General features: G+C 59.7%; 12 protein-coding genes, 3 tRNA genes and 1 pseudogene. 12 read left to right on the forward strand and 4 right to left on the reverse strand.

The window, feature by feature from the left end:
* Positions 1-224 precede the first annotated feature (224 nt).
* The 11 genes from sufC to BGC09_RS07940 all read left to right on the forward strand — a co-directional run bounded on the left by sufC (position 225) and on the right by BGC09_RS07940 (position 11,186).
* On the forward strand, positions 225-1,040 hold the full coding sequence (gene sufC / locus BGC09_RS07890; RefSeq protein ID WP_069803349.1) for a Fe-S cluster assembly ATPase SufC: 816 nt from the start codon (positions 225-227) through the stop codon (positions 1,038-1,040).
* Positions 1,033-2,493 (forward strand): Fe-S cluster assembly protein SufD, encoded by a 1,461-nt coding sequence (gene sufD / locus BGC09_RS07895; protein ID WP_069803350.1) that lies wholly within the window; start codon positions 1,033-1,035, stop codon positions 2,491-2,493. Before sufC ends, sufD begins: the two co-directional genes overlap by 8 nt.
* A gap of 275 nt (positions 2,494-2,768) precedes the next feature.
* Positions 2,769-4,028, forward strand: a complete 1,260-nt coding sequence (locus tag BGC09_RS07900; protein ID WP_069803351.1) for a cysteine desulfurase — start codon at positions 2,769-2,771, stop codon at positions 4,026-4,028.
* A gap of 256 nt (positions 4,029-4,284) precedes the next feature.
* Complete coding sequence (sufU, locus tag BGC09_RS07905) at positions 4,285-4,695, forward strand: Fe-S cluster assembly sulfur transfer protein SufU (RefSeq protein ID WP_069803352.1); 411 nt, start codon at positions 4,285-4,287, stop codon at positions 4,693-4,695.
* 72 nt (positions 4,696-4,767) lie between these two features.
* Positions 4,768-5,502, forward strand: a complete 735-nt coding sequence (locus BGC09_RS07910) for an SDR family NAD(P)-dependent oxidoreductase (RefSeq protein WP_069803353.1) — start codon at positions 4,768-4,770, stop codon at positions 5,500-5,502.
* Between the two features lie 68 nt (positions 5,503-5,570).
* Entirely contained in the window at positions 5,571-5,888 is a 318-nt protein-coding gene (locus BGC09_RS07915) for a Rieske (2Fe-2S) protein (protein ID WP_069803354.1), read from the forward strand.
* A gap of 199 nt (positions 5,889-6,087) precedes the next feature.
* The gene (locus BGC09_RS07920; RefSeq protein ID WP_069803355.1) at positions 6,088-6,687 is read left to right on the forward strand and encodes a metal-dependent hydrolase; all 600 of its coding nucleotides are present in this window, start codon (positions 6,088-6,090) and stop codon (positions 6,685-6,687) included.
* 105 nt (positions 6,688-6,792) lie between these two features.
* Positions 6,793-8,565, forward strand: coding sequence for a DUF2079 domain-containing protein (locus BGC09_RS07925; RefSeq protein WP_069803356.1), 1,773 nt, complete (start codon positions 6,793-6,795; stop codon positions 8,563-8,565).
* A gap of 87 nt (positions 8,566-8,652) precedes the next feature.
* Positions 8,653-9,171 carry a YggT family protein gene (locus BGC09_RS07930; RefSeq protein WP_069803357.1) on the forward strand — a complete coding sequence of 173 codons (519 nt, stop codon included), beginning with the start codon at positions 8,653-8,655 and terminating at the stop codon, positions 9,169-9,171.
* Positions 9,171-10,079 (forward strand): oxamate carbamoyltransferase subunit AllH family protein, encoded by a 909-nt coding sequence (locus BGC09_RS07935; protein ID WP_069803358.1) that lies wholly within the window; start codon positions 9,171-9,173, stop codon positions 10,077-10,079. Before BGC09_RS07930 ends, BGC09_RS07935 begins: the two co-directional genes overlap by 1 nt.
* 168 nt (positions 10,080-10,247) lie before the next feature.
* Positions 10,248-11,186, forward strand: coding sequence for a ribose-phosphate diphosphokinase (locus BGC09_RS07940; RefSeq protein WP_052891078.1), 939 nt, complete (start codon positions 10,248-10,250; stop codon positions 11,184-11,186).
* Positions 11,187-11,570: 384 nt separating this feature from the next.
* Here the strand turns inward: BGC09_RS07940 and BGC09_RS07945 are convergent.
* The 3 genes from BGC09_RS07945 to BGC09_RS07955 form a co-directional block, all read right to left on the reverse strand.
* Positions 11,571-11,646, reverse strand: a tRNA-Met gene (locus BGC09_RS07945).
* A 301-nt stretch (positions 11,647-11,947) separates the two neighbouring features.
* A tRNA-Met gene (locus tag BGC09_RS07950) sits at positions 11,948-12,019 on the reverse strand.
* 116 nt (positions 12,020-12,135) lie between these two features.
* Positions 12,136-12,207: transfer RNA gene (locus BGC09_RS07955), tRNA-Met, on the reverse strand.
* A 120-nt stretch (positions 12,208-12,327) separates the two neighbouring features.
* Here BGC09_RS07955 and BGC09_RS07960 point away from each other — a divergent pair.
* A complete protein-coding gene (locus tag BGC09_RS07960; RefSeq protein ID WP_069803359.1) occupies positions 12,328-12,636 on the forward strand; it encodes a PDDEXK family nuclease in 309 nt (102 codons plus the stop codon).
* Here BGC09_RS07960 and BGC09_RS23490 read toward each other — a convergent pair.
* A pseudogene (locus tag BGC09_RS23490) lies at positions 12,629-13,628 on the reverse strand (DNA-methyltransferase). The gene BGC09_RS07960 and the pseudogene BGC09_RS23490 sit on opposite strands and share 8 nt — an antisense overlap.
* Positions 13,629-13,658: the final 30 nt, after the last annotated feature.

Here is a 13,658-nt window from a genome sequence, read left to right on the forward strand (position 1 = left end):
ACAGACTGACAGGCTGATGAGCGAACAGCTCCCTGCCTCCCTGCCTCCCTGCCTCCCTGCTCAGCACAGTGCAGCACCCAGGCAGCCGGCCTGCCATCTTCTAATCAGCTCGCTCCGGCCCTTGCCGAGGCAGCGTTGCAGAGGACGCGCAGCGCAGCGATGGCTGTCAGGCTGAGGTAGTCTAGTCGTATCTCAAGCTCTTCCAAGGAGGATGGTTTTCGCTAATGGCTTCAGAATTGGTCATTAAGAATCTTCACGCCAGCATCGAGGGCAAGCCCATTTTGCGTGGCGTCAACCTGGTGGTGCGGCAGGGCGAGGTCCATGCTCTGATGGGCCCGAATGGCTCCGGCAAGAGTACGCTCGCCAACGTCATTATGGGCAACCCCAAGTACGAGGTCACCGACGGCGAAATCTGGTTCAAGGGGGAGAATATTCTCGAATATTCCCCGGATCGTCGTGCTCGTATGGGCCTCTTCCTGGCGTTCCAATATCCGATGGCGATCCCGGGGGTGAGTGTGGCCAACTTCCTGCGCCGCGCGCTGGAGGCGGTCCGCGAGGGTCCCAGGCCCGTCGGCGAGGAAACCCCTAGTGGTAGACCTGCCTCGCGCAAGACGATCCCTCCCTCTGAGTTCCGCAATCTGCTGCGCGAGAAGATGAAGCTGCTGAAAGTCGATAATAGCTTCATCAATCGCTCGATCAATGATGGCTTCTCTGGCGGCGAGAAGAAGCGCGCAGAGATCCTGCAGATGGCCCTGCTGGAGCCGGAGATCGCCATGATGGATGAAACCGACTCGGGCCTCGATATCGATGCCCTTAAGATCGTCTCCGATAGCGTCAATGCCCTCCGCGGCCCTAAGCTGGGCCTGCTGGTGATTACGCACTATCAGCGTATCCTCAATTATATTGTGCCTGATTTCGTGCATGTGATGTTCGACGGTCGCGTTGTGCGCTCCGGTGGCAAGGAGCTGGCCCTGGAGCTGGAGGAGAAAGGGTACGAGTGGCTCCGTCCCGAGGGGAGCGAGGTGGGCGCCAATGACTGAGGCTCTGGCGACAACTGGCTTTTCTCGCGAGGCGGTCATCGCGCTCTCGCGCCGCAAGGGTGAGCCTGAGTGGATGCTGCAGAAGCGGCTGGAGGCCTGGGAGATCTATGAGCAGACGCCGGCTCCTCTGGGACGGCGCGGCGACCTTGGGACGCTGCAGCGGCTGGCGCGCTTCCATTTCCAGGAGCTGCGTCCCTATCTGCCTGCTGATGGCGATGGGGCGCTACCGACTTCCATTGAGGAGGGGTTGCGCGATGCTCTGGTCGGCGCTAATGAGCGCTCGGGCCTGGTGCTGCAGCGCAATAGCTCGGTGGTGCGCGTCGAGCTGTCCGAGGAGCTGAAGAGCCGCGGGGTGATTCTGACCGATCTTGATACGGCGGTGCGCGAGCACGGCGATCTGGTGCAGCGCTACTTTATGAGCCAGGCTGTGCCGCTGGCCACCGATAAGTATACGGCCCTCCATGCGGCCTTCTGGAGCGGTGGCGTCTTCCTCTACATCCCCAGCGGCGTGGAGATCGAAGAGCCGATCCTGGCTCAGATCTGGCTCGATTCGCCGTCAGCAGCGGCCTTTGCCCATACCTTGGTGATCGCCGATGAGCTGAGCAGCGCGCGCTATGTGGAGGAATATGCCTCTACCTTCGAGGGTGAGCAGCCTTCTCTGCTGAGCGCGGTGGTCGAGGTCTTTACGAAGAATGGGGCCCGCATCGAGTTCACCAGCCTCCAGGACCTGGGCCGCAATGTCTGGAGCGTGATGCATAAGAATTCGATCCATGAGGCCGACAGCAGCGTCTCGTGGGTGATGGCCGATCTGGGCAGCCGCCTGACGTTCTCCAATATTGGCTCGAATCTGATCGGCAATGGCAGCGCCGCCGAGCTGGTGGGCGTCTTCTTCAGCGACCAGGATCAGCGCTTTGTCATTAAGAGCCTCTCGAATCATGTGGGCCTCTCGACCAATGCTGAGACCCTGGTGCATGGGGCGCTGACCGATGAGTCGCGGGTGGAGTTCGATGGGATGATCCGCGTGCAGCCGGGCGCCCAGCAGACGGCTTCCTTCTTGTCGGAGCATAATCTGCTGCTGAGCAAGCATTGCCGCGCGGAGGCCATTCCTGGCCTGGAGATTGGGGCCAACGAGGTGAGCGCGAGCCACGGCGCAACAACTGGCCAGGTCGATGAGGAGCAGCTCTTCTACTTGATGGCTCGTGGCCTCCCCAAAGATGAGGCCGAGCGCATCATCGTCCAGGGCTTCTTTGAGCCGGTCCTGCAGCGTATTACGCTCGATAGCCTGCGCACGCGCCTGCGCCGCAATATTGTGCGCCGCATGCGGGGCGGCCACGAGTCAGAGGCCGACTGGATCGAGGCTCAAGAGCGCTGGGAGATCGAGGGCGTCGATGAGGGCGCGGTGAGCTTCGATCGCCCTTCGGAAGAGGAGGAGATCCGTCTGCTGCCAGAGTAGGCACGGGCAAGCAGAGGCTCCCCCTGCCCCGTCTGGCCAGGGAGGGAGGATGCGAGCCTTGCTCGCTCGCGGCTCCTCCTCTCTTTCTTTGCTTTCTGACTGGCTTTTGGCTGCTGTTGCGCTCGCCTGGCAGGCAAAGAAGGGGACTGGGGCATCCCTCTTCTGCCTCCTTTCCTTCCTGCCTGCCTGCCTGCCTTGGGCCGCACGGGAGAGGCGGCCCCGCCCGCCGAGCTGGCGAGCGCATTGTTGTAGAGAGAAAGAGATCAGGGAATATCATGCAGGACGTTGTTGAGGTGCGCCGCGAGCCACGCAGTGTGGAGGAGATCCGACGCGATTTCCCGATCCTGTCGCGGCGGGTCCATGACAAGCCGCTGGTGTATCTGGATAGCGCGGCCAGTTCGCAGAAGCCACTGGCGGTCATTGAGGCCATGAATGCCTACTATCGCAGCTCCCATGCCAATGTGCATCGTGGCGTCTATGAGATCAGTGAGGAGGCCACAGAGGCCCAGGAGCGTGCGCGGACAAAGGTGGCGCGCTTTATCAACGCGCGCCAGAGCAGACAGGTCATTTTTACGCGCAATACGACCGAGAGCATTAATCTGGTGGCCTATAGCTGGGGCGGGGCGAATGTGAAGGCCGGCGATCTGATTGTGCTGACCACCATGGAGCATCACAGTAATCTGGTCCCCTGGCAGCTATTGGCCCAGCGTAGCGGGGCGCGGCTCGAGTTTGTGCCGTTGACGCCCGAAGGGCTGCTGCAGCTGGATGTCTATGCCCGCCTGCTGGAGCAGGGGCCGAAGCTGGTGGCCGTTACTCAGATGTCTAATGTGCTCGGGACAATTAATCCCGTGAAGGAGATGGTCGCTCAGGCCCATGCTGCTGGGGCTGTGGTCCTGGTGGATGCCGCCCAGAGTGCTCCTCATTTGCCGCTGGATGTCCAGGAGCTGGATGCTGATTTTGTCTGCTTTAGCGGCCATAAGATGCTGGGTCCAACCGGGATTGGGGTGCTCTATGGCAAGCGCGAGCTGCTGGAGGCCATGCCGCCTTTCCTGGGTGGTGGCGATATGATCCGCAGTGTCAGTCTGCGCTCCTCGACCTGGAACGATCTGCCCTGGAAGTTTGAGGCGGGTACACCGGCCATCGCCGAGGCCGTGGGTCTGGGAGCAGCTGTCGATTATTTGAGCGCGCTTGGCATGGAGTGGGTTCGCCAGCATGAGCAAGCGATTACGGCCTACGCGCTGGAGCGTTTGCAGACAGTTCCTCAGTTGCGCATCTATGGACCAACCACTGTGGAGCAGCGCGGCGGGGTGGTTTCTTTTTCGCTGGCTGATATCCATCCCCACGACCTGGCTTCGATCCTCGATCAGGAGTTCGGCGTGGCTATTCGCGCTGGCCATCACTGCGCACAGCCTCTGATGGAGCATCTGGGTCTGGTGGCCACGGCCCGCGCCAGCTTCTATGTTTATACGCTGCCAGAAGAGATCGATGTGCTGGTCCAGGGACTGCGGCGGGCGCTGGAGATTTTTCAGCTCTAGGTCTATACTATAATAATCCCGTGCCTGGCCGCTTTACGCTGCCTGCCTGCAAGCATGCATGCTTGCTTGCTTGCAATACTGCTGCTGCTCACTGGCTGGCCGCGCCCGCGCCGGGCCGTGGTGCACAGGAACCGGGTAAGGCGAGCTGGACCGAGATAGGCGGGGGATGGGGGGATGGCGGCAGGAAATGTCAGTCTGCCTTGTCTTGTCTTGTCTTGCCTTGCCGCCTGGTTGATCCTTACCTGGAGGCAGCGCGATGTCGATGGATTATCGTGAGTATATTCTGGATCATTATCGCGATCCGCGCAACTATGGGCGGCTGGAGAATCCGACGGTGCACGTGGAGGATTCCAATCCGCTCTGTGGCGATCAGGTGAGCATGGATCTCCTGGTCGAAGGCGATCGCGTGACGGCTGTGCGCTTTCAGGGCCGGGGCTGCGCGATCAGCCAGGCGGCCACCTCTATGCTCACGGAGATGGTGCAGGGCAAGAACGTGGAGGAGGTGGTGCGCCTGGGCAAAGATGATATTCTGGAGGCGCTGGGTATTCCCATCAGTCCTGCGCGGATGAAGTGCGCCTTCTTAGGGCTGCGCGTCCTTCATAAAAGCCTGGTCCTGGCTGGTCTGGAGCGTCCAGAGCTTGCCGAAGAGGGCGAGGATGAGCTGTAGGCTGTAGGCCCGGCTCATGGGGTCTGGCGAGGCTGCGGCTCTGTGAAGCGACGGAAAGGAGCTGCCTGAACGATGCGCCTGGAAGGAAAAGTTACGGTGATTACCGGCGTGAGCCACCCGGGTCAGATGGGGTTTGCCCTGGCCGGCTTTTTTGCTGAGGAGGGGGCGACGCTGGTGATCGCTTCGCGCAGTGCGGAACGTGTGGCGGCTCGGGCTGCCGAGCTGCAGGGACGTGGCGCCAGGGTCAAGGGGGTGGCTGTGGATCTGACCAGCGAGCAGGGGGCACAGCAGCTGGTTGCGGAGGCACTGGCCTGGCAGGGTCGCATCGATGTGCTGGTCAATCTGGCTGGTGGGCTGACGAAGTATGCTCCCCCTCACGAGTATGCGCTGCAGGACTGGGAGAGGGAGCTGAATAATAACCTGCGCACGGCCTTTCTTTGCACGCGCGCGGTCTGGCCGGTGATGCTGGGCCAGGGCGGCGGCAAGATTATCAACTTTAGTCGAGCCTACAGCATTCAGAACGCCGGGGCGCAGACGCTGGCCTACAACTGTGCCAAGGCGGGGGTGGATGCCCTGACCCGCACCTTTGCTCAGGCAGGCAAGGCGGTTGGGATCTCTGTCAACGCCATTGCCCCCGGCTTGATTGCCACGCAGTCCAATCTCGACGAATTGCATCCCTCCCCCGAGGAGCTGCGCGCCCGGTGGGTCAGTCCCCGTGAGATTGCCGAGGTGGCTATCTTTCTGGCCACCGCCGCCAGCGATGGCGTCACAGGGGCCATTATTCCTGTCCAGGGGCGCGGCATCTGAATGGTAGGGGGGAAGGCTGCGACGAGCTGAGCACGAGCAGACCAACGCTTGCGAGGGGATGATGCGCCATGAGTGAGTTTGTGGCCGTTGCGCGCTGGGATGAGCTGGGTGAAGGGGAGCTGTTGGGAGTCGAGGTTGAGGGTGAACCGATCTGCCTGGCCAAGCTCGACGGCGCGGTCTATGCCTGTAATGGAGAGTGTACCCACGTTGGTGGACGCCTTTACGAGGGAGAGCTGGAGGATGGCGTGCTCACCTGTCCCGTCCACGGAGCCCAGTTCGATCTCCGTACTGGCAAGGTCCTGCGTGGTCCTGCCCGTCAGGATCTGGTGCTCTATCCTGTGCGTGTTGAGGACGGCCTGATTAAGGTGGCTCTTCCTCCCGAGTGAGCTGCTGCCTCACTCACTCAAGAGCCACGGCCAGGCGCCTCGGACTCTCTGGCCAGGTTTCTCACTGGCTTGTGGGCTGAGCTGCTGATTCTGCATGGGAATCCTCTTGCACAGTCACTGAAGACCCCCTACAATAGCCGCGTGAAACCTTCACTCAAGGACGAAGCCTAATTTTCGCTGCGGATGGAGAAACGCTGTTATGGTAGGCAGGTCACATCTTCTGATTGGCCTCACGGCTGGTGTTGTTCTGGATAGTCTTGTTCACCTGAGTGGTCCCCCGATCACCCTGGCGCCCAGTGTTCCACTCAAGCTCGTTGTGGCGAAGGCGATCTACTATGTAGCCGTCGGTTTTGGCGCGTTGCTGCCCGACATCGATAACGCCCATAGCACGCTTGGGCGCAGATTCGGCTGGATCAGCCGCGAGATCCAGCATATAGCGGGCCATCGTACCCTCTTTCACAGCCTTCTCGGCCTGTTACTTGGCTCGCTGCTGGCACTGGGGGCGCAGCAACTGGTCCTCTCCCTGTTGGCAATGCGCGGCCTGAGCGCACCGGCGAGCCTCATGAATGCGACCCATATGATCTTCTTCGCCGTACTCTTTGGCTGCGTTGTCCACATTCTCTGCGATGCCCTCACGGAGGGCGGAGTACCTTTGTTCTGGCCCAACCCGAAGCGCTTTGGCTTCCCTCCCAATCCAGACTGGCGCTTCCGCACAGGTACGTGGCCAGAGTATGTCATTGTCTGGTCCTTTATCATCCTGGTGGGTATCGGCATCTGGCAGAATGTCATTTATATATAAGGGGACCGATGGAGGAGTGCGAGGTCAGGCGGGCGAGGGGGTAGGTGGGTAGAAGGGGGCCAGAAGACTAGAGAGCATTCGAAGAGAAAAGAGTAGCTCAGAGCGATGGGGGCCATGAAAGTATTCAATCTGCGGGTCCAAATGTGGCTGGCCTGGGGCCTGGTTGTGCTGGCGACGCTGGTGTATTTCCTGGAGATGGGTCATCAGGCCGTGCTCCGCTATGATACGTTCAAGGCGACGGCCTTCGATCTGGGGAACTACGATCAGGCCATCTGGAATACCTTACATGGCCGGCCCTTCCAGTTTACGAACCAGGCGATCGACTGGTATGGTCCCCCTACCCGCCTGGGGGTGCATTTTGAACCCATCCTGTTACCGCTCTCTCTCCTTTATCTGATTCGCTCCGACCCGCGTACCCTGCTGGTATTTCAGACACTGGTACTGGCGTTGGGAGCCTTCCCTGTCTTCCTGCTGGCCCGCTACTATCTACCGCGCTGGCCGCTGTTGGCGGCTCTCTGCGTGGTGGCCTATCTGCTGGCGCCGGCCTTGCTGGGTCTCAACATCTTCGATTTCCATGCTGTGAGCCTGGCCACGCCGCTGCTGCTCTACGCTTTGCTGGCCCTCACCTATCGCCGCTATGTGCTCCTGGTCGTCTGCTGTTTCCTGGCGGCCTCTTGTAAAGAGGATGTGCCGCTGGCAATCGGTCTGCTGGGCCTCGTGATGATCTGGCGCTATCGTCTGCCGCGCCTGGGCCTGGCGCTTTTCATTGGCGGCTTCCTGTGGTCGGCCCTGGCCTTTGGGGTGATCATTCCCCACTTTTTCCCGGGCCAGCAGGCCAACAACTTCTGGTACCGCTACGAAACGCTTGGCAGCTCGCCCGGCGCCGCCATTTTCAATTTGCTGCTCCATCCCTGGCTGCTCTTCACCACTTTCCTGACGGTGGAGCGCTTCTACTATCTGGCCAGCCTCATCAGGAACACGGGCTTTTTCGCTCTCCTCGCTCCTGAATGGCTGATTCCGACCCTGCCAAGCCTGGCGGTTAATATTCTGAATACGAACCCGGCTCTCTATAGCGGCGTCTACCACTACAATGCCACGATCATTCCGTTCGCGGTGATTGCGGGGATCATCGGCCTGCGGCGCTTCCTGGCCCTCTGGGCAGACTGGCGCGGGGAGCCGCTTCCCCCGCTAGAGCTGATGGTGCCGGAGCGGAGAGGAGAGGGGAGGCAGGGCGGGGCGTCCGAGAATGAGGGCAAGGGAACAATGGGCGGCGGGGGACGATCGTGGCCGGCCTGGTTGGCAAAGTCTTTGCCGATAGAGCGCGCTCAAGCGCTACGAAGCAGGGGACAAGATGAGTATCTGCGCCTGCGGAAGCTGGCTCTGCGCCTGCTCCAGCCGGCCTGGTGGGGCAGGCACTGGCAGCGCTTCTGCGCGCGGATGATCCCACTGGCCCGGCAGATCAATCTGACGCGCCTGCAGTGGTATGTCATGCTCTGGATCTTGGTGCTCATCGGCGTCAATTATGTTGCCGAGGCGCCGGTGCTCAATAGTTTCTGGGCCGATCATGAGCCAGGGCCGCGTGAGCAGCACATCGAGCAGCTGCTGGCGATGATTCCTCCAGATGCTTCGGTCTCGGCAGGAGATAATCTCAATCCACATCTCAGCGAAAGGCAGCGATTGGCGGTTTTTCCTTCTTTTACCGGCACCATCGATGGCAAGCAGTATACGGTGGACTACATCATTGTCGACCTCAACGCGGTCTTTCCCGAGGATCGGGCCAGTACGATCGAGATTCTCAATCGCCTGACGGCCTCCGGGCAATTTCGTCTTATTGCGCGGGCCGAGGGGGTCGTTTTACTCAAACGCAATAGTTCATAGTAGGCCATAGTATGTTATAATCCTTGCAGGTGAGACTCTCTGCTTTATTCGCTCCTGTGGACAGTTGATGAACAGAGGAGAGGTGCTATGCACGGGGACCCATTTTACAGTGATCCGACCAGTGCCGAACCTGGCAGAGTGCCGCCACCAGGCGCATTACCTCCGATGGAGGAATTGCAGCCGAAGCAGGCGCCTCCGCCGCATTACGAGCCGGTGGCAGCTCCAGCTCCGGCGGCGCCCTCGCTGCCGGTGGCTGAGCTGGAGATGGTCAACCGTGAGAATGAGGCTCGCACGCTGGTCTTTGCGATCGGCAAGTTTAAAGACTTTCTGTGGTGGTTTCTTGCAGTGTTGGAGGTGGCTTTGCTGCTCCGCTTTATCTTCCGCCTCATTGCTGCTGACCCCGGCAATGCCTTTGCTGGCCTGCTCTACGCCCTGACTGGGATTATCCTGTTGCCTTTCAATGGTATTGTTAAGACCCCATCGCTGCATAACTGGGCCTTTGAATGGCCGACGCTGATCGCGATGGCCGTCTACGCCCTGATCTTCCTGGCCATTACGAGCTTCCTGCGCCTGCTGATCTCGACCCCGAAGGAGCCAGCGGAGTAATGGAGGGCCTGGCCCCTGTCTCCCCGGCGCTGGCCTGTAGCGAAGCAATTGCAGGGGCCATCGCCGGTGCGGTGCAGCGTGGAGAGGTACACAGCGTTTTCTCTGCCGCAGCTAATCTGCTCTTCCCGTCTGAGTTCGTGCTGTCACTGAATGCACAGGATGGCCCGGCTGTGCCAAATGGTATCCGTTTGAGAGCTGCGCGGGGGGCCTTTCCTTTCTGCGCCTTGCGGCCCGGTATGCCGGTGCTGCTGGGGGCCGGGCGCCTGTATATACCAGATCTTCATTGGTCGGTTGACCTGCAAAGCTGCCCACGCTGGCGGACGCAGCTCAGGCGCCCGCCGCATCTTGAGCCAACTGTACTGGTGCGGAACCGGGAGCGCCTGCGCAGGCTGCTCCTGGCGCCTGAACTGCTGAGGGTGCGCCAGGAGGAGGGTCATCCCTTGCTGGCAGCTATGAGCGCGGCACTCCGCGGCGAGCGCTGGCTGCCAGAGGAGCCAAAGGCGCTGGCTGAGCTGCTGGCCGGACGCGGGCCGGGCCTTACTCCCTCGGGCGATGACCTGCTGGCCGGTTGGCTGGCCGCTGGCTGGTGGCTCCGTGGTGCTGAGCCAGGCTTCCTGGCGACCTGCGCGCAGCTGCTGGCGCTGGCTGGATCGCGGACGCACCTGCTGAGTCGAACCTGGCTCTCGTGGGCCGCGCGTGGCTGCTTTGCTCTGCCGCTGCTCCAGCTGCTGGAGAGTCTCGCCGAGGAGCATGAGGAGCGCCTGCTTGCACAAGCGCAGGCTGTGCTTGCCCTGGGGGCCAGTTCGGGTTATGATCTCTTATGCGGCCTGGTCTTGGGCCTGACCTCTCCGTCGCTTCAGCCCTGGCCAGGATCGGGCGGCGTTGGCTGCGCGCGTGGCGGCTGCTGAGCCTGCTTTACACCTGCTGTTGCCTGGTCTTATTCTGCCGACTTGTTTTCTCCAAGCACGTAGCACCATTATTTCTCGATAAAATCTGAGCGGGTTCTTTTTAAGTCATCCATAGTTTACATCGAGGCAGGCTTGTGCTATACTGGGCGCAGGCAGGCCGGAGGTACTATGAACAAGCTCAGTGTTTTCACAGGTAACGCCAATCCCGTGCTGGCTGCTGCCATCTGCCGTCACCTGGGGATCGAGCTGGGAAAGGCCGAGGTCTTCCAATTCAGCAACGAAAACATTTTTGTGAAAATCAACGAAAACGTGCGTGGCCACGACGTTTTCGTCATTCAGCCTTTCAGCTCGCCGGTCAATCGCTCGATCATGGAGTTACTGATCATGATCGATGCTCTCAAGCGGGCCTCGGCGCAGCGCATTACAGCGGTCATTCCCTACTATGCCTATGGTCGCACCGATAAGAAGGATCAGCCGCGGGTCCCTATTACGGCCAGGCTCCTGGCTGATTGCATCACGGTGGCCGGGGCCCATCGCGTCTTGACCATGGATCTGCATGCTGGTCAGATCCAGGGGTTCTTCAATATCCCAGTCGATGAGCTGACGGCCCAGACCCTGCAGGCGCGCTATTTCCGGGCCAAGGGACTGGAGAACTTTACCGTGGTCTCTGCCGATGAAGGGTTCGCCAAGAAGGCCCGCCAACTGGCAGACCGCCTGAATGCGCCGCTGGCCATCGTCGAGAAGCGCCGTTTAGGCAATGACGGGGTGACAGAGGCCAAGAATGTGATCGGCAACGTGGAGGGGCGCCATGCCCTGATCGTCGATGAGGAGATCGATACAGCCAGCTCGATCACGCAGGCGGTGCGCGTCGTGCGTGAGCATGGCGCGCGCGAGGTCTATTGCTGTGCCTCACATGGCGTCTTCTCGGGGCCGGCGATCGAACGGCTGCGTGAGGCCGAGATTAAAGAGATCGTGGTGACGGATACAATCCCTCTGCCGGAGGAGAAACGTTTGCCCAATATGACGATTCTGTCGGTGGCGGAGCTGTTCGCTGGGGCGATCAGTCGTATCCATGAGAATCGCTCGGTGACGGAGCTGTTCCAGTAGAGGAAAAGAGGGAAGAGGCTGGACTAACAGCCTTCTTGCTTCTCGTAAAGCTGGCGCTGGCGTGTCGACGGAGTGACAAGAGAGCTGTCTCTCGCTCAGGCGGGCGGGCGCTGGTGGACGGCCTCCCCTGTAGCTGAGGCAGCAGGGTTGCAGGGGAGCGCTGTCGTAGTGGATATGAAGCTGGTATCTCTCATCTCTTGGGGAGCCCCTCCTCTTGCCAGCTGAGGAGAAGAGCAGACGCGAGCGGTTCGCTGCTGTTGCCAACCTCTCTCTGCCTCAAGCTGAAAAAAAGAAAAGATAGACCATGAGAGGCCTATCTTCTTTTTTTGGTCTTTTCGACCTACCTGCTCGTCTCTAGCGAGCGCCTCTACTCTCAGCGTGAACTGGTAGCGGCGGTAGGACTCGAACCTACGACCCAGGGCTTATGAGTCCCCTGCTCTACCGACTGAGCTACGCCGCCATTGAAGGGACTGGCCACAGGCAGCGCTGCTGTTGAGTGACAGCTGCTCCTGGGGGAGCCTTGACCTTGCCGGAGGCTTTTGCTCCGGCTGGCAGAGCTGCCTTGCTAGTGATTTCGACTTTATCTTACCACATCCTGTCAAGAGGGAGGGGGCCATCTGTGGGGGAAAATGCAGCCGAGCGAGGTTGCTTGAGGGGGATGGTTGGGGGAGATGGATGAGAAAAAGCCTCACTCGCAGAGACGAGTGAGGCGAACTAGACGTTGTCGCTAGAGCGTGCCTTAACGGAGGCAAGAGAAGAAATTGCGGGGGCAGGATTCGAACCTGCGACCTTTGGGTTATGAGCCCAACGAGCTACCGCTGCTCCACCCCGCGTCATTGATAAGTAACGAAAAAGGCACAGTGCTGAATAGTACTGAAATTCAACCTGCCAGCGTATCTAGCGAGCCTGCACCTCATAAGGAAGAGAGACAGGGGAGACGCTGACTGGATTGCGGGGGCAGGATTCGAACCTGCGACCTTTGGGTTATGAGCCCAACGAGCTACCGCTGCTCCACCCCGCGTCGGCGTTTTCATGATACTACAAGGTTGCAAAGATGTCAAGGGGGTCACCTGGCTACTGGTAGCAGCCTGCTGCGAAACAGTTTTGAGGTGGGCTGAGCAGCATCGTCTATAAGAGTGGTATGAAGATCGTGAGATCGAAGATGCTCATAGACAAAGGCGGCGTCGCAGCGAGCCAGCTATGGCAGCACATTCAGAGGGATGTGCTCCAGGCTATTACTTCAATTCAGTGGCCTCCAGGCTCTGGGGCTTTCATACTCTACGATGAGCCGGGGAAGCGGCGAGGAGAGGGTAGCAATTTCCCTCTCTGGGAAGCTCTTGCTACTTTTGTAGCGAGGGGTGTGCTCTGGGTAGTTGCCATTGAGCAAGATGCGGTAAGCAAGTCAGTGCCGCGCATCGAGAAAGGAACCGATGGCAGAGCACTTATGTAAGCTCTGCCCTGGCATTTCCATAGGCGTGAGGGATGGCTCCCTGTTCCCATTCGATGGGAACGCGCGCGACCTTGCCGCTTGGCTGATAGAGTTCACGCCCCAATGGCCTGAGCGGCAGGCGCCCCTCGAAAAAAGCTCGGATGCGCTCGCGCGTGATCTTGATGTAGGCTTCCTCCTTGTCGCACCCTGCTACACGCCGACCGTGCTTGATCCCTGCAATGAGAGACGAACCAGCGCCGCAGTAGGGATCAAGCACCCATTCATCTTCATTCGTGAGTGCTAACACACAGCGCTCGGCTAACTCTACAGGGTACTGGCATGGATGGCTCGTCTTCTCGGGATGCGCCGCTTTCACATTGGGGATATACCAGACCTCCTCTTCCCAATCCTGGGCCACCACTTCCCAGAAATCTGAGGGATTTTTCCCTAGAGGGTTCCCCGACGGCGCCCCCTTATGGGGTCCCTTGTAATGCCGCTTGCCGGGATACTTGGCTGGAACACGCACGGGATCTAGATGAAATGTATAGTGATCTCCTCTGGTAAACCACAGAATCGTTTCGTAGCGCCCAGAAAAACGACGAGACATGTGCATTCCATGACTATAACGCCATATTATTCTGTTCCTTAGATTCAAGCCTTTTTTTCTTAAAGATGTCATAATAGAAGATATCTAGAGGAAATACCTCACCAGCTTCAACAAAGTTCCCGACCTGCCAGCAGATACTGCCCTCTGGACTGGTCACCCGAACGATTTCATCGATGACGGCTTCTTGCTCTTGCAAGTATGCCAGGACATCTTTGCGCGTCTCATACTCCTTGCCCAGGTTGTAAGGTGGAGAAGTAATGACCAAGGCAATGCTTTCTGAGGGCAGCGTCTTCAGGAAGTCCAGAGCGTCGCCTAGATGAACGACGATCCGCTGCTGGCTGTCGAAGTGCTCAACGCAATCAGGAGCCGACGACTCCCCGAACCAAGATAATTGATGAGTTTCCATAGCGGTGGTAGGCTGCTCCTCCCTCGTCTT

The organism is Thermogemmatispora onikobensis, assembly GCF_001748285.1.
GTDB lineage: Bacteria > Chloroflexota > Ktedonobacteria > Ktedonobacterales > Ktedonobacteraceae > Thermogemmatispora > Thermogemmatispora onikobensis.